General features: G+C 42.4%; 17 protein-coding genes, 1 tRNA gene and 1 other RNA gene. 12 read left to right on the top strand and 7 right to left on the bottom strand.

Annotation, left to right across the window (positions count from 1 at the left end; all coding sequences use genetic code 11):
* Nucleotides 1-53 precede the first annotated feature (53 nt).
* On the bottom strand, nt 54-1,817 hold the full coding sequence (locus MKS91_RS01755; RefSeq protein WP_258569121.1) for an ABC transporter ATP-binding protein: 1,764 nt from the start codon (nt 1,815-1,817) through the stop codon (nt 54-56).
* Between the two features lie 199 nt (nt 1,818-2,016).
* Between MKS91_RS01755 and MKS91_RS01750 the strand changes: the two genes are divergently transcribed.
* On the top strand, nt 2,017-2,493 hold the full coding sequence (locus tag MKS91_RS01750; RefSeq protein ID WP_258569120.1) for a hypothetical protein: 477 nt from the start codon (nt 2,017-2,019) through the stop codon (nt 2,491-2,493).
* A gap of 68 nt (nt 2,494-2,561) precedes the next feature.
* Nucleotides 2,562-4,778 (top strand): hypothetical protein, encoded by a 2,217-nt coding sequence (locus MKS91_RS01745; RefSeq protein ID WP_258569119.1) that lies wholly within the window; start codon nt 2,562-2,564, stop codon nt 4,776-4,778.
* 27 nt (nt 4,779-4,805) lie between these two features.
* Here the strand turns inward: MKS91_RS01745 and MKS91_RS01740 are convergent, their stop codons facing one another.
* The 4 genes from MKS91_RS01740 to MKS91_RS01725 form a co-directional block, all read right to left on the bottom strand.
* Nucleotides 4,806-5,726: a hypothetical protein gene (locus MKS91_RS01740; protein ID WP_258569118.1), complete on the bottom strand. Its 921-nt coding sequence runs from the start codon at nt 5,724-5,726 to the stop codon at nt 4,806-4,808.
* Between the two features lie 11 nt (nt 5,727-5,737).
* Complete coding sequence (locus MKS91_RS01735) at nt 5,738-6,496, bottom strand: hypothetical protein (protein WP_258569117.1); 759 nt, start codon at nt 6,494-6,496, stop codon at nt 5,738-5,740.
* A gap of 118 nt (nt 6,497-6,614) precedes the next feature.
* Nucleotides 6,615-7,781 (bottom strand): hypothetical protein, encoded by a 1,167-nt coding sequence (locus MKS91_RS01730; RefSeq protein WP_258569116.1) that lies wholly within the window; start codon nt 7,779-7,781, stop codon nt 6,615-6,617.
* Between the two features lie 17 nt (nt 7,782-7,798).
* Nucleotides 7,799-9,088 (bottom strand): hypothetical protein, encoded by a 1,290-nt coding sequence (locus MKS91_RS01725; RefSeq protein ID WP_258569115.1) that lies wholly within the window; start codon nt 9,086-9,088, stop codon nt 7,799-7,801.
* A gap of 162 nt (nt 9,089-9,250) precedes the next feature.
* Here MKS91_RS01725 and proS point away from each other — a divergent pair, with 162 nt between their 5' ends.
* Nucleotides 9,251-10,714: a proline--tRNA ligase gene (gene proS, locus MKS91_RS01720; protein WP_258569114.1), complete on the top strand. Its 1,464-nt coding sequence runs from the start codon at nt 9,251-9,253 to the stop codon at nt 10,712-10,714.
* On the opposite strand, the gene MKS91_RS01715 is transcribed toward proS, so the two are convergent.
* Nucleotides 10,711-11,373 (bottom strand): site-2 protease family protein, encoded by a 663-nt coding sequence (locus MKS91_RS01715; RefSeq protein WP_258569113.1) that lies wholly within the window; start codon nt 11,371-11,373, stop codon nt 10,711-10,713. The two genes, proS and MKS91_RS01715, sit on opposite strands and share 4 nt — an antisense overlap.
* Nucleotides 11,374-11,515: 142 nt before the next feature.
* Between MKS91_RS01715 and MKS91_RS01710 the strand changes: the two genes are divergently transcribed.
* Nucleotides 11,516-11,588, top strand: a tRNA-Thr gene (locus MKS91_RS01710).
* A 4-nt stretch (nt 11,589-11,592) separates the two neighbouring features.
* Here MKS91_RS01710 and MKS91_RS01705 read toward each other — a convergent pair.
* Nucleotides 11,593-12,732: a hypothetical protein gene (locus MKS91_RS01705; protein WP_258569112.1), complete on the bottom strand. Its 1,140-nt coding sequence runs from the start codon at nt 12,730-12,732 to the stop codon at nt 11,593-11,595.
* Nucleotides 12,733-12,845: 113 nt separating this feature from the next.
* On the opposite strand from MKS91_RS01705, the gene MKS91_RS01700 reads away from it, so the two are divergent.
* From MKS91_RS01700 to MKS91_RS01665, 8 genes are all read left to right on the top strand, one after another.
* Entirely contained in the window at nt 12,846-13,520 is a 675-nt protein-coding gene (locus MKS91_RS01700) for a hypothetical protein (protein WP_258569111.1), read from the top strand.
* A gap of 223 nt (nt 13,521-13,743) precedes the next feature.
* Nucleotides 13,744-14,259: a hypothetical protein gene (locus MKS91_RS01695; protein ID WP_258569110.1), complete on the top strand. Its 516-nt coding sequence runs from the start codon at nt 13,744-13,746 to the stop codon at nt 14,257-14,259.
* Between the two features lie 141 nt (nt 14,260-14,400).
* Nucleotides 14,401-14,562 carry a hypothetical protein gene (locus MKS91_RS01690; protein WP_258569109.1) on the top strand — a complete coding sequence of 54 codons (162 nt, stop codon included), beginning with the start codon at nt 14,401-14,403 and terminating at the stop codon, nt 14,560-14,562.
* A 292-nt stretch (nt 14,563-14,854) separates the two neighbouring features.
* On the top strand, nt 14,855-15,655 hold the full coding sequence (gene rsmI / locus MKS91_RS01685) for a 16S rRNA (cytidine(1402)-2'-O)-methyltransferase (RefSeq protein WP_258569108.1): 801 nt from the start codon (nt 14,855-14,857) through the stop codon (nt 15,653-15,655).
* Between the two features lie 50 nt (nt 15,656-15,705).
* Nucleotides 15,706-16,032: RNase P RNA component class A (gene rnpB / locus MKS91_RS01680), an RNA gene on the top strand.
* Between the two features lie 21 nt (nt 16,033-16,053).
* Nucleotides 16,054-17,223, top strand: a complete 1,170-nt coding sequence (locus tag MKS91_RS01675) for a cation:proton antiporter (protein ID WP_258569107.1) — start codon at nt 16,054-16,056, stop codon at nt 17,221-17,223.
* Nucleotides 17,224-17,233: 10 nt separating this feature from the next.
* Nucleotides 17,234-19,792: a pyruvate dehydrogenase (acetyl-transferring), homodimeric type gene (gene aceE, locus MKS91_RS01670; protein ID WP_258569106.1), complete on the top strand. Its 2,559-nt coding sequence runs from the start codon at nt 17,234-17,236 to the stop codon at nt 19,790-19,792.
* Nucleotides 19,789-20,970 (top strand): 2-oxo acid dehydrogenase subunit E2, encoded by a 1,182-nt coding sequence (locus MKS91_RS01665; protein WP_258569105.1) that lies wholly within the window; start codon nt 19,789-19,791, stop codon nt 20,968-20,970. Before aceE ends, MKS91_RS01665 begins: the two co-directional genes overlap by 4 nt.
* Nucleotides 20,971-20,974: the final 4 nt, after the last annotated feature.

The following is a 20,974-nucleotide window of genomic DNA, read 5'->3' as shown; positions in this document are numbered from 1 at the left end:
AATTTTTTGGTCAGCCTTGTGATTAAAGGCTGTCCTAAAATAAAGATATTCAATTAGGTGTTACCATCTTCAGGTAAAAAACCACCTGATTGCATCTGCCACATCTTGGCATACGCGCCGTTTTTGTTTAATAGAGATTCATGTGAGCCTTGTTCAATGATCACACCTTGGTCAAAGACAAGAATGCGATCCATTTGTGCCAATGTGGATAATCGGTGTGCGATGACAATGGTAGTGTGGTCTTTCATGAGTTGGTCGAGACTGTCCTGAATCATTTTTTCTGTCACTGAATCTAGCGCACTGGTGGCTTCATCGAGAATGAGTATGGGCGCTTTTTCTAGGAATGCTCGCGCAATAGCAATACGTTGTCTTTGTCCGCCAGAGAGCTTGATACCACGTTCTCCAATCATGGTTTGATAGTCTTCCGGAAGTTCTTGAATGAACTCATGGCAGTGGGCGAGCTTTGCGGCATGTATCACATCCTCTAAAGAAGCCTCCGGGTTTCCATAGGAAATATTATCATAAATACTTCGATGAAATAGCCCCGGGTCTTGTGGAATGACAGAGATATGGTGCCTTAATGAAGATTGGGTCAATTGCTTAATGGGGATGCCATTAATTTTAATATGTCCAGATTGGGTGTCAAATAGTCGGCTAATTAGATTGGCAAAGGTACTTTTTCCGCTCCCTGAGTAGCCAACCAAGCCGACTTTTTCACGGGATTCTATATGAACATTTTTCTCAGTAAAGAGTGTCTTGTCGGCATTGTATTGGAATGAGACATTCTCAAACGCAATCTCTACAGATTGTGTGTTAAGCACAGTCGCATCATCGGCGTCTTCAATCTCTCGGGTTTCTTTTATAATTTCAAGAGCCTGAGTGCATTTACCAATCTCTTCAGAAAATTCTGCGTATTGACCTGATAGTTGCCAGATAATGACAAAGACATTCATAAATAGATTAAAGACAAAGGTAAAGTCACCAATGGTAATAAGGTTTTGGCTGAAAAGTTGAACCAATAGGTAAAACATCGTAGCAAGAGCTAAGGCTGATAAAATATCTTGCCACATGCGCATCATCAGGATTTTTTTCCGCATGGTTTGTTCTGACTGTACAACCCCCTGGCAGACATCGCCAATGCGTTGTTGTTCAAAAGCCTCATTGGCAAAGCTTCTCACCGTACTGGTATTAGAGAGTGTATCAACAATTTGCCCGTTAAGTTGAGATTTATGCTCTGCAAATTCAGTTGTTAGTGGTAGAATATCTCGGCTAAATCGTGCTGTGACCAGAAAGAAGAGAGTAACCCAGGCTGTGAATAGTATCAGTATCGAGGTATGGGTAAAAAAGAACATGGGGATGGCAATGATGATCATCATGATATTGAAAAAAGCATGATCAATTTTTCTTAATATGCCAACGATACCATTGTGCATATCATTGATACGGTTTGACAAATTACCAGAAAAGTTATTTTGAAAGTAGTGGTGGGATTGCCCAAGTAAATAGTTCAATAAACTGAGTGCAATGTCTTTTCGGATATTGGGGTAGATTTTAAATTCAGCCCAGTCCATCCCTCTAAAAGCCACCATTGCAATGGCCCAGTTCCCTAAATAAAGATATACCCAAGTACTCATATGAGGCCATAAGTTGCTGCTTATACCATCGTGTGTTGATGCTGCATCAATGATCTGTTTTAAAAGGTAGGGGGAGAGAACCATAAACATGCTACCATACAATAAGCATATGGTTAAAAAGATCACCAGCTTCCAGTAGGGTTGAATCGATTGGTATATATAGTTTTTTAATGTGTGCATCATGATCTCGATGGTGTTTGCTAAATACTATAATCCAATATGTGTTAATTTTCCATTGTTTATTAAACTATTAGCTGTCGCAGAAATCCCAGTAAGGTTAGCGATGTGGGATGATGGCCAGATGATTGAGAGATTGTCTTGAGATCATCGGGGTATTTGATTATAATGCTGCTCATGGATAGAACAATTAGTTGAGATAATTATGTTAGGACACATTTTCTACACACTTGATAAACTCATAGCGATGATATCAGTCGTTATTATGCTTAAGATCATCGTATCTTTGGGGGTTGTTTTTGGGTTGGGTGTTTTGCCGTGGCTTGAAAAATATAAAATAGCGATACCAGAATCTATGGCTAGGTGGACACAGCATTTTTCATCAGTATTGCTATTGTTTTTTGTGAATGAACAGCTTGTAAAACTGATTCATGCGGGTATGCTTTCATTACCTGAAGTCTTATCATTACCGTGTTATCAGCGTAAAAAGTTAGAAAACCCAGTGGTATCTCAGTTAATGCTTAACGGAACCTTGCCCAAAAACAAAGCATTGCAAGCCAATCCAGATAATCTTGAAAATAGCCAGATTAAGGGTTTGATACAAGAAGGTAGAGTTTCAAAAGAAACTGCTTTAATAGGGACTTTGGCGTATACCTTAATGGTGAACACAACGATCGAATAACTCTCGAGATGATCTTGTATCGGTTTTGGGAAAGTGCTACTATGAAGGACTGGATTTAGGAGAATTAAATGCGAAGCGATGTTCCAGAAAAAAAAGTAAGTATCTCAGAAAAAAATGAAGTGTTTTTCTCAATAATTAAAAGTATTTGGCGAACAAAGACATCCAACATTAAGAAGCAAGTCTCTAAACAGAGTTTTATTCAAACGCTGGATAAATTGGTGTATATGGTCACTATTTCATATAAGCAGAATCAACAAGATGACGCCGTTAATGTTCGCTTAAGTGATTATGCTTTTGTGATATCAATGGTGGTTTTTCTGTCATTACTCAGCATGGGAGGCGCCGGGCTGGCCGCTTATGTGCAGTTATCAATTGGGCGTTCATTACTGGGGCAGATGGCGTCTGCAAGTTTTGGTTATATGGGATTATGTATAGGCCTAAGCTTTATCGTTTCCTCTTTCTCAAGTGTGTTCAAGTTTATATCAGAGTTATATGTCAGCTATGTGACAGAGTATTCTGTGTTGACATTGAGACATTATTTAGAAAATCGTTTTGAGCATGAGCCTCAGGGGCAAGAAGAGCAAAAAAATGATATTCTACGGGCCTATGATCAAGCAATCCCAGCGGCAGTAAAGCATATAGTGGCTTTTGTGCATTACTTCTTTATTGTACTTGTCTATGGTTCATATGCAGCGATGCATGTCAGCAGTGGGATGATATTCATTTCATTTTTCGTTGGCGGCCTTGCGAAAGGCATTAACTATGGTGTCACATGTGTGCTTCAAGTTAAAAGAGGTGAATATGCTCAAGCGAAATCAGAGGCTAGTAGAGAACAAACACTGATGCGCAGTCCAGCCACATCTGAAATGACCCAGGCCATTAATGCGTATCCCGTTGTAAAATCCAGGCTTCGCAGTATTACCAAGCGTTTATGGTGGAAAAATTTGGTCATGAACTTTTGGGAAAAGTATTTGAAGCTGTTGTCTGAAGTGGTCGCATTAATTACCAATCACAGTTATTATATCTATTTCTTTTGGATGATGACACAAGGCGTCATGAATTTGGGGCAGGTGTTGTCGTTAATGCCACATATGGCCATTGTATCCACCTGTGCTGCAAGTTTGCTGAATTTACCCATTCTAACAGGGCATATTAATAGTGATGTGGTCCTTTTAGAAAAAGTCTGGAACCAAGTTGCACATGAAGAGCATATCGTACCTGAGCAGATGAATGTCTTGAAGATTGATTGGATGCACATACTGTCTTATACACTACTTGTCGCATTTTTATATCCAATGTTGATGGGGGTACTGACCAGTACAGCAGCTCAGGGCCTACTGTTAGCCGCATCAATACTCCCGGTGTTGGTGTTTTACTATCCGAAGACATGGTACTCACGACTCTTTATCTATATGGTAAGTGCGGTTGAGTATCCTATTGTTGTCTTGTGTGGCAAATTAAACATTTCAGTTAAAAGCAATCCGTTTTTGACAACAAGGAAACAAGTGAGCAAATCCTTAAATAGTACAGCCGTTTCTAGTTCTGATAGTCGAAGTTTCAGTAGTCAGCCTTACCGTGCAAGCATACCCGGTAATGCAGTTGAAATAGATAAGGGTCTTCTTGAAACAAACGACCCAATTAATATTTTTGGACCAATGGCTTGGCGGAAGACGCTAGCTTGGTATTGGTGTGTTGGTGGAAAAATGGCTGATGTACAAGGTTACTTTAAGACTGGTGAGGCATTGTGTGTGAGTCATCGCAAGTTTTTAATTGTTGAATGGCCTAAAGGAGCAGCATACGGTTCTGTCTTATGTGAAACGTACGAGGTTGATTATGCCCAATTTGGAGACTTCTTCTATAACTTTTTAAATGGTACGTCTAAGATTTTAAAAGGCACGTATCAGAGTTCTTTGCTGTTAGCTCTGCATAATGAGCAACCAGATAATCCTCCTTCTAATGGTCAAAGTGATATCATGCACACGCTTGTAGCGTTGTTTAAGGCGATAAAACGCCAATATAAGTACTTATGTTTGGATGAAGCACTATCTGGGTTGCAGCCACATACTAAAAAAGAGCTGTATGCTAAAATTGGCGCAATGGCTAAAGAGAAAGGTATCAAGTTGGCAGTGATTGAACCTAACTTAGAAGTGATAGGGGGTTTTAAGCAAGCAAAGTGTGAAGCATTTACCGCAATTGATAAAATGATACAATCCGGAGATACCACACCTCATGTTAAAACAAGATTTTCGATGGAAACCCCACTGAATGATAGTGCCAGGCTGTAGGTTATTAACCCGCCTGGCAGCAGTACATTATTCGTCGAACATTCTTGCCTGGATGCCAACAGCAGCTGAGTGAATTTGCCATATAGAGTTACTTGCAAATGACTCAGCATCACCAGAAAACATTTGCGTTGTTGTATCTGGCAGGTCATCAAATTCAGGGGTGCTCTCAAAACCGTAGCTGGTTTTAATAAAAGCAATGGCCACATCACCAACTTCTGTTGAGTATTCTACATAGGCATAAGGCATAAATAAGGGGGTTATAGTTGCAGTATAGGGCTTATTGTCTTCTTTTGCGAACAGCGTTTTGACAGAGTTATATACAACGCCAGTCTGATCCAAGTTAACAAATTTCATGGCTTGAAATAAATCACCTGTAGAAATTTCGCCTCGGTAGAAACGGCCACCCGCACCGAGTTGAAGGTTATTGCCATTGTTGGTGATTAAAAGCCCCATATCAGCGCCTCCTGTGGTTAAGGAGTCAAGTTTGTAAGCGCCACTGTATATGTTGGCTTGGGTGCCATCTTCTACCAAGACATATGCATTAATCACTGGTGCAAACTGATAGCTATCAGATGGTCTAAGGTTTTCCTCAAGGTATGAAACCTGCACCCCAGCATAATACTGTAACAGTGATGCGCCATCTTGGTTGTCTTTTGAAACACTCCCTGGCAAGGCATTTTCTTCAGGGAAGTATGCCGCATTTGCACCTTGTGAGGGCGCGATGTTAGTTACCTTTCCATCTCCGTCTTTAGTTTCACCGCCATATGTCCTAAATATTAAACTGTCTTCTGCATGGTGGGGTAATAGTTGGCTGTCGCTTTGTCCCAGTTGTAGCATAGAAGCCATGAAGCCAATTTTAGGTTGAATATGAAGTTTGGCGATACTATGAGGTGCTAGTAAGGCTAATGTTCCCAATAGTGAAATTGTTTTGTATCCTCGTGATAGCATAGTTGTCTCCATTAATTATAGATGTCAGTAATATTGTATCGAACCCCTATGGATATGCGATTTAATGTCAAAGCTGTTTTACCAGACATTAAGTTACCGAGCTTGGGATTAGTCGTATCTGTGGGCTCCACCAAAAGAGTGACGTTATTGATGGATATGTCACTGGCAACAGGTAGCGCAGTATCTTGAAACCCCAGTCCGTACCCAAAGGAGAGGGTGGTTAACAAAGATTCCGAGATGGGCAATGACAAGCCAATATTGGCATTGAGGGTGTATGATGCTAAGTCATTGGTCTCAATGTCAAAGCTAGGGAAAACACCGCCTGACTGTGTTGTTTTTAAGTCAAATGGTAACCTTGAAAGGTTGGCACCGGCTTCAATATAAGACCCACTTTGTATTTTATAGTACCCACCGACCTGTAATGTTGGTCGCACATGGTGCTGAATTTGAAAAGAACCTTGAGAGATCGTATGCTCACTTTCAACAGGCATGACTGCACCAATCGCACCATAAAAGCCCATATTGTCTGAATACTGATATTCCCCCCTGACATCTGCAGAGGCCACATGCTGACTGTGATTGGGCAATATTTTGCCATAAATGGTTGCGTATTTTGCAGTTTCTGTAGTATAACGCGGCTTAAAAGCCACTCGATGTTCTAATGTAACGTGCTCAGTACCACCTGCAATATTGGCAGATATGGTAATAGCCTGAGTGAAAAATGATGAAATGACAATAGTCGTTATCCCTAGGCTTTTTGTCGATAGCATATTGGCTCCTTGATACTTGATAATTACCTGTTGGGATTCTAATGCTATGCTAAAGGATATTCAAGCAAATATCATGAAAATATAGAATATTTACCAATAAACAGTATGTGTACAGGTGCTACATAATCACAAAGTGTGAGCCAATTGAGATTGAATCTTGGCGATGACTTAAGTAATCTTTAGTCGTGTTGCTGGTATTATTGGCGTTGGTATCATTTTCGGTCATGGACATCCCAACACGATATTTACCAAATATTGATAATCCATCTACCCGTTGTAAATTGGTGCTCGCACTGATTTCAGCAAAGTACAAGGCTTCATCAACCTCGTAGGTTGTTCCAGAAGTGTTATTCGCAGCATTATCCTCTGACTGCATATAACTTCTCTTATAGTTAATATGGGGCGCAACGACGTCACCCAGCTGTTCTTTGTGCATGCTGAGAGTCCCTCTAAGATGTGATAAACCAAATGCTGCACCAATTTTTCCACTTTTGTAGTCAATAGCTGCACCAATAGATGCATCAAAATTGGCTTTTGGTAAAAAGGTGACCAGTGGGTTGCTTTCTCGAATGTCAGCAGGTAGTGGATAGTGTCCTGTTAGCGAGGCAAATAATGTCAACACTTGGTAGTCATATTCAACATAAAGCCCTGAATGAAGATCCGTAAATTCATGATAGGCATAGGTATGTTTTCCTTGAGCTTGCACCGTTTTTAATAAGTCATCTTTTAAGGTTACGAGAGCATCATATTGTGCTGTGGTAAGAATAATGGCGTAATCACTAGTTGTGCCATTAACGGCTGAATAGGTGGTTGCATCAGCTGGTGGTACAAATGTAAAATTTTCACTGGATTTAATCTCAATCTCACCCGTCTCATAAGCGGAAGCATTTGTTGATGTTCCGGACCTGTCAATGAGGAGTGTTCTCTGCTCTACATCATTACTAGAAACCTCAACGGTCTCCTGGTTATAGGGAATAAAATAAATGTCACTCCTGGCCTCGGAAGATGGGTTACTATCTACAATATATACGTCCGAAGCCATGATATTGATTGTCTTTTCATCGTTATTATAGGTGGGGTACTTGTTAAGCCGTTCCGGGCTACTTTTGTAGACGCTGATGAGCTCAATGGCTTTCATATCATCATATGCCATCGCATAGAGTGCTTTGGTTTCTTGATTGACATCACCAATACCCACATTGACTTTAAAGGAGAATGCTTTTGCAGACGACAAAGGGCTGATCAAAGCTGTGGCGGCTAATAGGCTATGATAGGCGTGTTTCATTTAAATCTCCTATGCGGTTAGTAATTGAGTGAAACGCCAATAGAGAAGCGCTGATTCATTGGTGAAGGAATTGTGCTGGTATCGTCAGCAGTACCATTATTGATATTTAATGAGGTATTGTTTTCAGACAACTGAGCGCTAAAGAATGCTGAGATGTCTTCAGAAATGTTCACATTGGCCACCAAATCACGGCTGAGGTAGTTTTCTGTGAACTCATAGCTTTGGATGTTGGTACCGGGATTGTCTGACTCGTTAGACACTCTTTTTATATCCACTGTATACCGATCATGGGTGATGCCATACAAGAGTCCAATAGATCCATTGGCATTGCCCAATAAAAGACCAGCGCGAAGTGATGCGTCAAGCTCGGGTTTGATGGTTACATGGCGGGCTTGGTTTTCAACAGTCTCTACTGGGGCGGATAAGTCAGATTTTAAGGCTATGTGAAACCCTTCTGATAACTGGATGTCTGCCATCACACCGATACTTAAACCATAGTAGCGGGTATTACCAGACTCGGTCACTTCACCAAGGTTACCCTCACCCTGCAAACCAGTATCTGCAATACCCATCTGTAGAAGTTTTGAGGCGTTAGTCGGATTAGGTACACCATTACTGTCATCGTCACCGGGCTCATTCAAAATGACGTAGTACGCGTCACCGCTGGTAACAGATTGGGCCCTAGAATCTCCGCCCGAGCTAAGCTGGTATTTTGGATGTTCTGTACCACTTCCGGATACTCCTGAGACCGTTACAGATGGTGATGAGGTATCTATTTTTTTGTTGTCTTCGGAGAACGTAACAGGTTCCAATTTCTCAGTTCCTGTTACAGAAACAAACTTAAGGTTTGAGCCATCAACAGCATAGTTTTTGTCGGCTCGTTCATTTGTACCGGCTTTAAATAATGACCAATTACCGGTAACTTGGTTTTCAAGGTGTGTTCTTTTAGTATTTGCTTTACCATCTGGGCTGTTATCGTTGTCGCTATCTGTTGTGCTATCTACGTCAGAGGCAAGATACGTCATTCCTCGGAGTTGGTATTCAGACTTGCTACCACCATAAGAGCTATCGTCGGATGTTCCGAACGGTTTTTGAATGAACTTCGATATTTTTAGGTCTAGTTTGGTAGCCCCAAGGTCCGTTTCACTATATCTTGTCCCAAAGAAGGCGTTTTCAAAGGTGGCGTTTACAGAGCGAGTGTTTTGAGAGATACTGATGCTGGGCTTGATGGAAATTTTCCCTATGGCCTGGCTTTGAAAGGATGTGAAGTAGAATAATCCGAGTATTACAGGGCAGAGTTTCTTCATGATTGGCCATCTCCATTAGCACATATGTTTTGATAGTATCAAAAATTATTGTATTGATGTCAATATATATTTCTAGATCGAATGTAACGCAGTTTTCATTAACATTGCTTGACTATTTTTCAAGACTATGGATAAATGGTTGTAAATTTATAGGTTTATGTTATGACTGCAATATCTCCTACCAGACAAGAAGATTTCCCAAATTGGTATCAGGAAGTTGTTCTTCCGCTAGCAGGCCATGGTGCTGTGCGAGGGACTCAAGTAATAAAACCCTGGGGTTATGGTGCTTGGGAGTTGCTTCAGAATGGCTTAAATGATGAGATCAAACGTAAAGGTGCTCAGAATTTTTATGCCCCTTTGTTTGTAGGGATGGATGCTTTGCAATCTGAAGCCAAGCATATTGATGGCTTTGCCAAAGAGTGTGCGGTGGTCACCCATTCTCGTTTGAAAGAAGAAAATGGTCAATTGGTGCCTGATGGAGAATTAACGGAGCCGGTGATAGTTAGGCCAACATCAGAAGCGATTATTGGGCCATTGGCCAAAGACTGGATACATTCTTATCGTGATTTGCCGATGAAGTTGAACCAATGGGCCAATGTGGTGCGGTGGGAGATGCGAACCCGTTTGTTTTTGCGTTCAACAGAGTTTTTATGGCAAGAAGGTCATACGTTTCATTGTTCCGCCACTGAAGCCAACGCCTTTTCTTTGGAGATGCAAGCGTGTTATCAGGTCTTTTTAAAAGATCAGTTGGCACTGCCATCTATTGCTGGTGAAAAATCGGAGTTAGAGCGTTTCTCTGGTGCAGATCATACGTATACATTAGAATTATTAATGCAAGATGGTAAAGCACTGCAAGGGTGTACATCGCATGACTTGGGACAAAACTTTTCTAAAGCCTATGATATTAGCTATAGTGATGAGAATAACCAGTTGGTACATGCCCATGGAACATCTTGGGGATTGACCACCAGAATGATTGGTGCCATTGTGATGGTGCACGGTGATGATGATGGTTTGGTGCTACCACCTAAAGTGTCACCAACTCAGATAGTCATCTTACCGATTAACCCCAAGAATGATCCCAAAGTGACAGAGGCAGTACAAGAGTTTAAAGCGGCACTTGATGGCTTGAGTTTTGATCAAAAGCCTTTGAGGGTGATGATTGATGAGCGGGATTATTTGCGTGGTGGCGCAAAAGCATGGGAGTGGGTGAAGAAAGGTGTGCCCATTCGGATTGAGATTGGTCCAAAGGATTTGGATAAGAGTCAGTTTTGTTTGTCAAGGCGAGATCAGGCTTACGGTCAGAAGCAGTTTCTGCCTTTAGATCAAGTCATGCAAATACCAGAGTTACTAGAAGATATTCATCATACCATGTACCAGCGCGCACAGGACTTTATGAATGACAATACTTTTGTGGTTGACAATAAGGAAGCGCTCATGGATCATTTCTCATCTGGCAACAGTGGTTTTGTGACAGTGTTTTACGCAGGTAGTGCGGAAGATGAGCAGTTACTGGGGGATCACCAGGCTTCGATTCGTTGCCTGACGCAAAGTGAGACAGAAGGTCTTTGTGTCTTTAGTGGCAATGCAACCAACACCATTGCCTGGATTGCTAAAGCGTACTAAAGAGAAAATCCTACGATTGAGTATAAGTAGTCGGTGAGCGCCTTCATGATCGGCATGAGGTAGGGTTCTTCAAGCTTTAGGAAGATGATGACAAAGATGAGGTAGTGTCCTATTGAGTCTACCGTAATGTAGAAGGCTTTTATGTATCTTGGGAGATAGAAGCGCACAAGCTGACTCATGTCTAGTGGTGGTAGGGGAATCATGTGGATTAAAAATAGCAGTAGGTTGATGGATACCCCACTTTTGCCCGCCATAGTCACATATTTTGCGGCATTAGGATTAAGAATGAAGTGCTGTCCAATGTAGCCAATCCATGCCCAGCCTATGGCCATGATGAAGTTTGAAGCGATTCCTGCGAACACAATCAAGCCGACGTCAAAGGTGCCTCGGTTCAGGTAATTGGGTCTAATATCTAAAGGTTTTGCCCAGGCATAGATGAAACCAATATGACGAATAATTAAGACAAAAGGCGCAAGAGCTGAACCTATTGGGTCTAAGTTTTTCATGAGTGAAAATGAGCCAAGTCCGGCCATTTTTGCGGTTGAGTCCCCTCGGTAGTGGCACACCCATGCTTTGATGGCTTCACGCCAACTAATAGCTGTAAGAACTGGAAGAAACCAAACAAATATGTTGATGATCCAAGGATAGGTTGAGGTCATATGACGGCTCGGTATTAAAACAATTAAAGACAGTTTAAGGTGCTTTAGGTGAGATTGCAAATGGTATGCAATGATTCAATGCGCATTTTTTTTAAAATAGGCTTGACGTTGGCAGTTTAAGGAGGCAAAATGCTTGTTAATTGCCGCTGTAGCACAATTGGTAGTGCAATCGATTTGTAATCGATAGGTTGGGGGTTCGAGTCCCTCCCGCGGCATTTTCTACAGAGAGTTTCTTATGTCCTCTAGTAATTCATTTGAGACGCCGTGATCTCTGGCGATCTGCTCAGATTCTTTTTTATTATCCCGACCAATGTATTTTGACAGCATCGCGTCTTTAGGAATGATAGGATCGTCTTGTGCTTGAAAGGTGGTGATGTTGTGAGTCAAAAGAGGCTGGTTTTCGTTGCTATAGGAGATGATGTGGTGGCAGTCCATAAGCCAAATTGTGAGGCTATTTAATAGAAAGCTACTTAGATGCAGTGTCCAGATTGTGGTGTTAACGACACCGTTATACAATAAAATGACGCTTAAATAGGCAATCTTGAGCCCCAGTCTGGGTAAACACAGTAAGGCATTGAGAATTTGATTATTATAGGGCATGAGGGGAAGAACTTCAGAATGTTCTATTGCACTTCTAGGAAGATTGCACTGTAGAAACCGATAATCTAGCTGCCAGATTGCCCACCGTTCTTCCGTTATGAGATAGTGGTAGAGTTTGGCCATCAGTAAGATGGCAAGTGTGCTGGAAAAAAATATGGATGATGCCAGGACAATCCCACTGTACTTCGTGAGTCCTAATATAAACATGGTTATTGCAGCAGGGAGGATTTGAAACATCCCCAGGGTAATGTTTGCAGTTTTGTTGTACCAAATAATATGAAATAAACTTTTGAAGCTGTTGATGAAGATGATATGAACATTCTTGGGGATATCCTTGAGGTTCGGGTAAACAGTCCCTGTGGCTAAGCCGCCAAGTGAGTGCCCCACAAGGTATATTGTTTTATCAGCAGGCTGTTTATTAATATACTCTCGAATGCTCTCAGACCAGGAGGTTATGGACAGGGGGAAGTATGGTTGGCTGAAGCTAGGGGGTGGGAAGCACAGTAGCTGAGCACCTTTGTGAAAGAAAAAGGCATCAGGTGCATCGTGCTGAATAAGTGTCGGGTCGGTATCTCGTCCGGGAATGAAGATATCGATGTTGTTGGTGTTGTTTTGAGCATCCCTAATGTTGAATGGGTGCGTGGGTCTTTGGGAGAAGGCCTTTTTAAATTGAAGGGGGAAGAGATAAGCTGTCCATATCAGTCTTAGTGGGAAGAATGGTAGCCGAATAAGGTTTGCAATAAATCGTGTGATGGGCATGTGATTTGGTCGTTTAAAACGTGATAGTTTACCATATAATACGTTATCATAATATAAAATTTTTATAGCTTGGAAGGGCACGGTTTGCTAAAATGGGTAAAATTGAGGAGTCTATGATGGTCTTAAAACGTATTTTTTTGGTCGCCGTGTGTGCCTGTGCTTTTGGGATTGATGATGTCTTTGACAACATACCCTCACAATTTTCGGGGTGGAGTTTTGCTGTGCATGGTGGGGCTTTAGCGCCTGCGGGTGATTTTGAATTTGAACTTGAAGATGATGGAGCTGTATCTACAACTATACTTCGTGAGCCGGCAGCGCCGCTTGTTCGCCTTAGCACCTCGTATTTGCGGGAGCGTGATCTGTGGGTGACTGGTGGGCAATTTTTTGTAGAATCCGGATTCACTGATGTGGAGTTTTTTGTTACACAAGACGTGGTATTTAATAGTCAGTATAAATATAGCATGGGAGGCTCTGGCCGATTGGGTTTTTTGTTTAATCCCGCCACCTTGGTGTCGGTGCACGCTGGGGGTGGTTATGCCAGGTATGGTTATCACATAGTTAGTGATGAGGCAGAGGAACATTCGGCTTGGTATGCGGATGTGGGGGTATCTTCTGCGGTAGGTATTTTAATGACCTGGGCCTTAGAGTTGGACCTTGGGGGGCGGTTTTATGCACAGAATGCGTTCGTTGCCCTATCTGGTGACGGTCCAGGTACTGCCGTAGCTATTACCCCTTCCAAGTATGCAGTCTATGGTACGATTGCCATGGTTTATAGGGCTGATAGCTAATTTATCTGGTTGTTTTCCCTATAATAGTGAATATTGTTTCAATGGATGTGTTGTGATCTATTTTTTGATGTGATAAATTCTTTTCACTTACCAGTGTCAAAAAGCATAATTTTAATTAATTAGAATGACTGTGGTTAACTGATTTTTTGGTTTCGGCATTGGTGATCCTTGAGTGTATGGTAATATACCGCAAAGTAATTAAATTAATTAATGGAGATTTATAATGAAATTTTTAACTATGACGGCTGCTGCTTTGTTAGCATCTGCATCATTCGCTAGCGACATCAAAGTAGAAGCAGGAACTGCAGTTTCAGCTAAGACGCATTCTGACGATGCTGTGATTGGTATTCAGGTGGGTGCTCAGCATGCTTTCCCAGTTAGTGAAACAACCAACGTCATTGCTGGTGTCACTGCATTCTCAACGCCGGCAGGAACTTCTGGTGCAATTTCTGCAACTGCACATGTATTGGGTCAATTCACACCGGTAACTTCAGAGAATGTTGCGGTTCTTCCTGTTAAAGTAGCTATTGGTGTTGGTGCTAAAATTGATCGTGCTGATGATACTTCTGATGTGTCTATCTCACCATCAATCATCTCTGATGTTCAATATCGTCTAAATGAGGAATTTGGCATTAATGTTCGTTCAGGATTTGCTTTCCCTGCTGACAGTTTGGGTAAAGTACTTGATGCTGAAGTGACAACTTCAATTGCTGCGACATACAACGTTGATGTTGCATAATAAGCTTCACGGCTTAAAAGAAGAGGGGCTTTGCTCCTCTTTTTTTTGTCAATAATTTGTGTCATGTATCGGTTTTATGTTTATAAGTCGTTGAAAGTATATAAAAATGATACTAGGTTTTAAGGAAGTACAAAGAGAAAAATGATGAGAAGATCAATCAAAAGACCACAGCGATATGCTGATGAAGGACCAGAGGCTAAGCGAGTCGAGCAACACTTTACCGCCATTTCTCTCAATGCTGGCGGAACAGAAGCGTCGCTTGAGTTTTGTGGAGGTTATCTTGTTAATGCAATTTTGCAGTAAGGGGGTGTTACCCGTGGAATGGCTAATAGGATTATTGGATGTGACACTTCAGACCCTGTTGTTGACCGAAAGAGGCTTTTGATTCATGATTTTTACGGTGAGTCATTCAGAGAAAAGAGTGTTAAGAAGTGGTAGGGCGCAGAAATATCATGGTGGTATAAAATGAGCATAAACTGGACTTTGATAAAAGATTCAATATATTGGCTAAATGGTCAAGCAAGAAAATTATTCTGGCATGGCTCAATTGAAGTTTTTGCACTATCAGGTATGATATAAATTTTGGAGCCGGCGCATGAAGACGTTAACTGTTATTCCAACCCCCATCGGTAATTTACAAGATGTGTCAGATCATATGCGTTCAGCAATGGCTTTTGTTGATGTGGTACTATGTGAAAGTATCGGTATGACCAAGAAACTCTATCAGGTTTTAGAGATTCCTTTGCCAAAGTTGGTGAGGTATTGGCAAAAAACTGAGCAGCATATTACCCAGCATTTAGAAGAACTGCCAGGAGAGAGGATTGGGTTGGTCACTGATGCAGGGATGCCTTGTATCTCTGATCCAGGCTATCAGTTGGTAGCGAGCTGGCAGGAAAAGGGGTGGCCAGTGACGGTTGTTCCAGGGCCTTCTGCTTTGGTGGTGGCAGTGGCTTTAAGTGGTATTCCAGCAGAGTCTTTTCAGTTTTTAGGCTTTTTGCCAACAAAATCAGCTGCAAGAAAGGGTAAATTGTCCACATTGCAAAAGTCAGGGATGTGTGGTGTTATTTATGAGTCACCACATCGTATTCAAGCGATGTGTGATGATATACAGGCAGTTTATGGTTCTGATCATCTGGTGTGTGTGATGAGAGAGCTGAGTAAAAAGTTTGAAAGCTATTACAAAGGTAGTATTTCTAACGTGATTGCCATGATGCAACAAGATGCTTTAAAAGGTGAGTTTTGTGTGGTGATTCATCGGCAAAAAGCAGTGCCTAAATGGCAAGAGGATGCGCTGATATTGCGGTCCTATTTGTCTGTTTCTGATTGTGCGGGGGCTTGTGCGAAGATACATGGTGTGTCTAAGTCGGAAGTATATGCATTTTTATTAGAAAAATGACATATATGCACTGTTCATTTTATAAAACATAGTGTACATTGTTAATGGGAGTGGTTGATTGGGCAGTCGCTGGGTTACCAGAGGAAAGTCCGGGCTCCATATAGCAGGGTGCCAGGTAACGCCTGGGCAGTGTGAACTGATGGAAAGTGCCACAGAAAATAAACCGCCTATTGATTGGGTAAGGGTGAAATGGTGTGGTAAGAGCGCACCGCATACTGGGTAATCAGTATGGCAGGGTAAACCCCACCTGGAGCAAGATCAAGCAAGGTAGTGTTGCTAGCACATATCCTGGGTAGATCGCTTGAGCCATTTAGTGATAAATGGCCTAGATAAATGGCTGCACAAGACAGAACCCGGCTTATAGGTTAACCACCCCATGTATTTTAGAAGGTGTAGGGATGTTAGACAGTAATTTTCTCTTTATAATGTTTGCAATATTTTTTGGAGCTGCTGTTCTCTCCACTTTTGCGTTGTTTTCTCGACAATCATTAATGATCGCATATATTCTTCTGGGTATCTTATTGGGTCCATGGGGGGTAAATATCATTCCTGATGCGAGCATGGTTGAGGAGATTGGGAATACGGGAGTGATCTTCTTGTTGTTCCTGCTGGGACTGCATCTTGATCCAATGAATATGTTGTATTCCTTGAAACGCACCAGTTGGGTAACCATAGCGAGTGCGGTGTTATTCTTAACATTTGGGTATGGCATTGGTATGGCGTTTGGCCTGTCCTCTTTAGACAGTATTGTCTTAGGGTTGTCAATGATGTTTTCGTCGACCATTATTTCCTTGAAGTTATTGCCGAGTGGCCTTGTGCATAATACGCGTATCGGGGAGTTCATGATTGGGGTGTTATTGATTCAAGATTTAATTGCGATGATGGCACTACTCATGATTCCTGGACTAGGGGGTAATGAGACTGGTGGCTCTATAGGGCTGACTATTTTAGGCTTACCGTTTTTGATTTTGGTGGCATTCACTGTAGAAAAAGTGGTGTTGTCGCCACTGTTTGATCAGTTTGAGCGTAATCGTGAGTATTTATTTTTGTTGGCGATTGCTTGGTGTTTGGGAATGGCTCAGTTAAGTGAAGTGATGAGTCTTTCGCATGAAATGGGGGCGTTTATTGCAGGTGTTGCTGTTGCATCGGATAGTCGAGTCTCGTTATATTTGGCCAAATCGTTAGAACCATTACGTGATTTTTTCTTGGTGATGTTCTTCTTTTCTGTTGGGGCGATGTATGATTTTAGTTTGGTCAACGAGATATATATGACGGTTTGTGTTTTGGTTGTGGCCATGCTGCTTTTTAAGCCATATGTATTTAGGATTCTCATGGTGCAAGTGGGAGAACCAAAGCCTTTGGGTTGGGAGTTGGGTTCACGGTTAGGTCAGGGAAGTGAGTTTTCACTATTGATGGTAAAGGTTGCTATTGGGGCTGGTGTTTTGTCGGCTGTTGGTGCTTCTGTGATTCAGGGGTTTACCGTGCTATCATTTATTTTATCATCATTTTATGTTGTGAGAGAGTATCCCACATCGGTGTCTAGCCAAGGGGACAACGATCTAAATTAAAAGGAATTTTATGATGAAGGAGCAGGAGCTATCATCTGAGTTACGGGATTGGTCGGCTGCGTTACAGGTCATGCGGGAAGAAAAGGGTGATCGATATGCGCAAACAGTGTTATCACAGCTAGCTGTTAGTTTGGGGCTCAATCCTGTTGGTGAGTATTGGAACAGCCAATCACCATTATTTCCTGTTGATGTAGCATTGGTTGAGCGAAGCAGTCGTTTGGTCCGCTGGAATGCTATGGTCATGGTGGTTAAAGCGGGTACATATGGCTCGGAAATTGGTGGGCATATATCGTCTTATGCATCCAGTACGCATTTGTATGAAGTCGGATTTAACTATTTTTTTCGTGGCAGTGAGACCGAATTGGGCGACTTGATATTATTCCAAGGGCATTCGTCACCAGGGATCTATGCGCGGTCTTTTTTGTTGGGGCAATTGTCTCAAGAGCAGGTGTCGCACTTTAGGCGAGAAGTTGATGGAAAGGGGATCTCATCATACCCACATCCTTGGTTAATGCCGAGTTATTGGCAATTTCCAACGGTATCAATGGGCCTAGGGCCTTTACAAGGCATTTATCACGCCAAGTTGATGAAGTATTTAGAAGCAAGAGGATTGTTGCCAGAATCAGATCGGCAGGTCTGGGTGTTTTGTGGTGATGGTGAAATGGATGAGGTTGAGTCATTGGGTGCTTTGGGTGTGGCATCAAGAGAAGGCCTGGATAATTTGATTTTTGTCATAAACTGTAATTTGGTGCGGTTGGATGGCCCTTGTCGTGGCAGTGGGCAAATAATGCCGGAGTTAAATGGATATTTCTCTGGTGCTGGTTGGGAGGTTATTCAGTTAGTATGGTCACAAGCATGGCTTGCGTTGGTTGAAAAAGATAGGTCAGGTTATTTAAAACAGAAGCTGATGGGATTACGTGATGGTGCGATCCAAGCAATGTTTGTCAATGAGGATGCATTGAAAGCATGGTTTGAAGCTGATGCAAAGTTAGCAGATTTGGTTGCTGGGTGGGATGGGTCTCAGTTTGCAGCATTGCTTCCTGGAGGGCATGACATTCAATTGGTGGCCAATGCCTTTTCTCAGGCACAGATAGCAACCAAACCGGTGGTCATATTGGCCATGACAAAGAAAGGCTTTGGGATCCCCAATGTGTGTTCCACCAATAGTTCTCATAATCAAAAGAGTTTGTCTGAGGCTCAAATACTGGATTATGCAAAGTTCTTGCAGAGAGACAATCATGCTCTAGAATGGGATTTGGCAAAAGATGATCCAGCAATGTCTTATATGCAGCAGCAACGGAAAAAATTGGGGGGGCATTTGCCTATGCGGCGAATGCAGTCTGAGTCGTTAAAGGTTCCCGGTTTAGAGGCTTTTCAATCAGTCTGTTACCCTGAGGTTGAACGGAAGATTTCAACCACCATGGCGTTTGTGCGGTTGTTGAATTTAATGTTGAGGGACAAGGTTATTAAAGAACGTATTGTGCCTATTTTAGCGGATGAAGGCAGAACCTTGGGAATGGAAGGTTTGTTCCGACAAATTGGTATTTACCAGCGTGGTGGGCAACAGTATACCCCACATGATCGTGAGGATGTGAGTTATTATAGAGAAGATGGTAAAGGGCAACTGCTCCAGGAGGGTATCAATGAAGCAGGGGCAACCAGCATGTGGCTTGCTGCAGGGACATCTTATTCGGTGCATAATTTGCCGTTAATTCCTTTTTATAGTTATTACTCAATGTTTGGATTTCAGCGGGTAGGTGATCTTATTTGGGCAGCAGCGGATAGTCGGGTCAGAGGATTTTTAATGGGGGCAACAGCGGGAAGGACCACGTTGGGTGGAGAAGGGTTGCAGCATAATGATGCAACCAGTCTGTTAATGGCATCAACCATTCCCAACTGTAAAAGTTATGATCCTTGTTATGCTTATGAGATGGCTGTTATTATACAAAAAGGTTTGGAGGAGATGTACCAGCAACAGTTGGATGTCTTTTATTATATGACCATGATGAATGAGACCTATATCCATCCATCGTTGCCAGAGGGCGTGGAGGAAGGGATTTGTAAAGGGATGTATTGTATCGAAGACAGTCCTAATAGTGTGGTTGATTTGATGGGATCAGGGACCATTCTGCGGCAAATGCAATTGGCAGCAAAATGGCTGCGAGACCATACATCGATATCCATACGAGTGTGGAGTGTGACCAGTTGGAGCGAGCTGGCAAGGGATGCACAGGCAAAGAAGCTGGAACAGAAGCCTTCTTATTTAGAACAGTGTTTGGGGGACTCTACTCAATTGGTGGTGGCCGCCAGTGATTATGTTCGGGCTGTGCCTGGGCTGTTACATGATTATATAGGCAGGCCGTATCATACGTTAGGCACAGATGGTTTTGGTATGAGTGATACAAGGGAATCATTGAGATCGTATTATGGCGTTTCAGAGAAGGGTATCGTGAAAGCAGTATTAGAAGCGATGGTAGAGATGGCATTGATTGATAAAATGACAGCAGATGCTTGGATTGAGGATATGCCAAATATCAACCCTATGAGTGATGACCGGAGGTCGGTATGAGCGATATGATGATAACGGTGCCTAATTTGGGTGGAAACGATAAAAGTCGGGTCATTGAAGTTTTGGTGAGTGAGGGTGATACAGTTTCTGTGGATGATCCACTGATCACCTTGGAGTCTGATAAAGCCTCTATGGAGATTCCCGCGACTGTTGCTGGGGTGGTGAAGCAGCTTCGGATAACTGTTGGGGATAAGGTGCAAGAGGGTGATGTGATCTTAGAGATGGAAGATTGTGTGGTTCCTGATGGGACTAAAGAGCCAGTCGTTCCCAGTACGCCAGAGATTATTAAAGATCAAAAGTCGATGTCAAATAACACAGAAGTCTATGCGGGGCCCTTTGTTCGACGGATGGCCTTTGAGTTGGATATCGATCTATCCCAGGTGCCAGGGTCTGGGTCCGGTGGTCGAGTTACGATAGAGGACATGAAGCGGTATTTGGGATCAGCCAAGGCATTGCCTGAGGTTGATTTCTCTGAACATGGAGCCGTGGATTATATAGGCATGACGCAGATTCAGTCACTGTCTGCAAAACATTTATCTTATGTATGGCAAACGGTTCCTCAAGTGACACAGCATCATACGGTAGATATTACTGAGTTAGAACAAGTGAGAAAGTCTGTTAGTGAGCATAGGCTAACGATGGTTACATTCATGATGAAGGCGATGGCGATAGTGATGCAAGAGCATGATGTCTATCGACGCGCTTGGGTCGGAGATGAGCGGTTTTGTGTTCGTCAGTATTGCCATATTGGCTTTGCGTGTGAAACACCGAAAGGGTTGGTTGTTCCAGTGTGCCGAGATGTGGATAAAAAAAACATCAAAACGTTGGCGCTCGAGATTCAGCAACTGAGTGAAAAAGCCAGAAAGGGGCAGTTAACCAAAGCAGATCTAACCGGTAGTTGTGCGACCATATCAAGTTTGGGCGGTATTGGAGGTGGGCATTTTACCCCGATTGTAAACACACCAGATGCTTTTATTTTGGGGGTGTCAAGAGCAGCATATCAGGCTGTTTTTGAGCAAGATGATGTCAAAAAGCGCTATATGATGCCGATATCGATGAGTTACGATCATCGTCTAATTGATGGTGCAGATGGTGCGAGGTTTGTGGTAGGGATAGCGCAAGTGCTGGCAGAGATGCCAGCAAAAATGGCAAATGATGTCCTGGCATATCAAGGATAGGAGT

It is taken from the genome of Candidatus Synchoanobacter obligatus (assembly GCF_024259865.1).
In the GTDB taxonomy this organism is placed as follows: Bacteria; Pseudomonadota; Gammaproteobacteria; order Comchoanobacterales; family Comchoanobacteraceae; genus Synchoanobacter; species Synchoanobacter obligatus.
This window is presented reverse-complemented; position numbering and strand designations above follow the sequence as displayed.

Coding starts and splice junctions, on each gene's coding strand:
- MKS91_RS01755 (WP_258569121.1), bottom strand. CDS start 1,817: ATGATGCACACATTAAAAAACTATATATACCAATCGATTCAACCCTAC.
- MKS91_RS01750 (WP_258569120.1), top strand. CDS start 2,017: ATGTTAGGACACATTTTCTACACACTTGATAAACTCATAGCGATGATA.
- MKS91_RS01745 (WP_258569119.1), top strand. CDS start 2,562: ATGCGAAGCGATGTTCCAGAAAAAAAAGTAAGTATCTCAGAAAAAAAT.
- MKS91_RS01740 (WP_258569118.1), bottom strand. CDS start 5,726: ATGCTATCACGAGGATACAAAACAATTTCACTATTGGGAACATTAGCC.
- MKS91_RS01735 (WP_258569117.1), bottom strand. CDS start 6,496: ATGCTATCGACAAAAAGCCTAGGGATAACGACTATTGTCATTTCATCA.
- MKS91_RS01730 (WP_258569116.1), bottom strand. CDS start 7,781: ATGAAACACGCCTATCATAGCCTATTAGCCGCCACAGCTTTGATCAGC.
- MKS91_RS01725 (WP_258569115.1), bottom strand. CDS start 9,088: ATGAAGAAACTCTGCCCTGTAATACTCGGATTATTCTACTTCACATCC.
- proS (WP_258569114.1), top strand. CDS start 9,251: ATGACTGCAATATCTCCTACCAGACAAGAAGATTTCCCAAATTGGTAT.
- MKS91_RS01715 (WP_258569113.1), bottom strand. CDS start 11,373: ATGACCTCAACCTATCCTTGGATCATCAACATATTTGTTTGGTTTCTT.
- MKS91_RS01705 (WP_258569112.1), bottom strand. CDS start 12,732: ATGCCCATCACACGATTTATTGCAAACCTTATTCGGCTACCATTCTTC.
- MKS91_RS01700 (WP_258569111.1), top strand. CDS start 12,846: ATGATGGTCTTAAAACGTATTTTTTTGGTCGCCGTGTGTGCCTGTGCT.
- MKS91_RS01695 (WP_258569110.1), top strand. CDS start 13,744: ATGAAATTTTTAACTATGACGGCTGCTGCTTTGTTAGCATCTGCATCA.
- MKS91_RS01690 (WP_258569109.1), top strand. CDS start 14,401: ATGATGAGAAGATCAATCAAAAGACCACAGCGATATGCTGATGAAGGA.
- rsmI (WP_258569108.1), top strand. CDS start 14,855: ATGAAGACGTTAACTGTTATTCCAACCCCCATCGGTAATTTACAAGAT.
- MKS91_RS01675 (WP_258569107.1), top strand. CDS start 16,054: ATGTTAGACAGTAATTTTCTCTTTATAATGTTTGCAATATTTTTTGGA.
- aceE (WP_258569106.1), top strand. CDS start 17,234: ATGATGAAGGAGCAGGAGCTATCATCTGAGTTACGGGATTGGTCGGCT.
- MKS91_RS01665 (WP_258569105.1), top strand. CDS start 19,789: ATGAGCGATATGATGATAACGGTGCCTAATTTGGGTGGAAACGATAAA.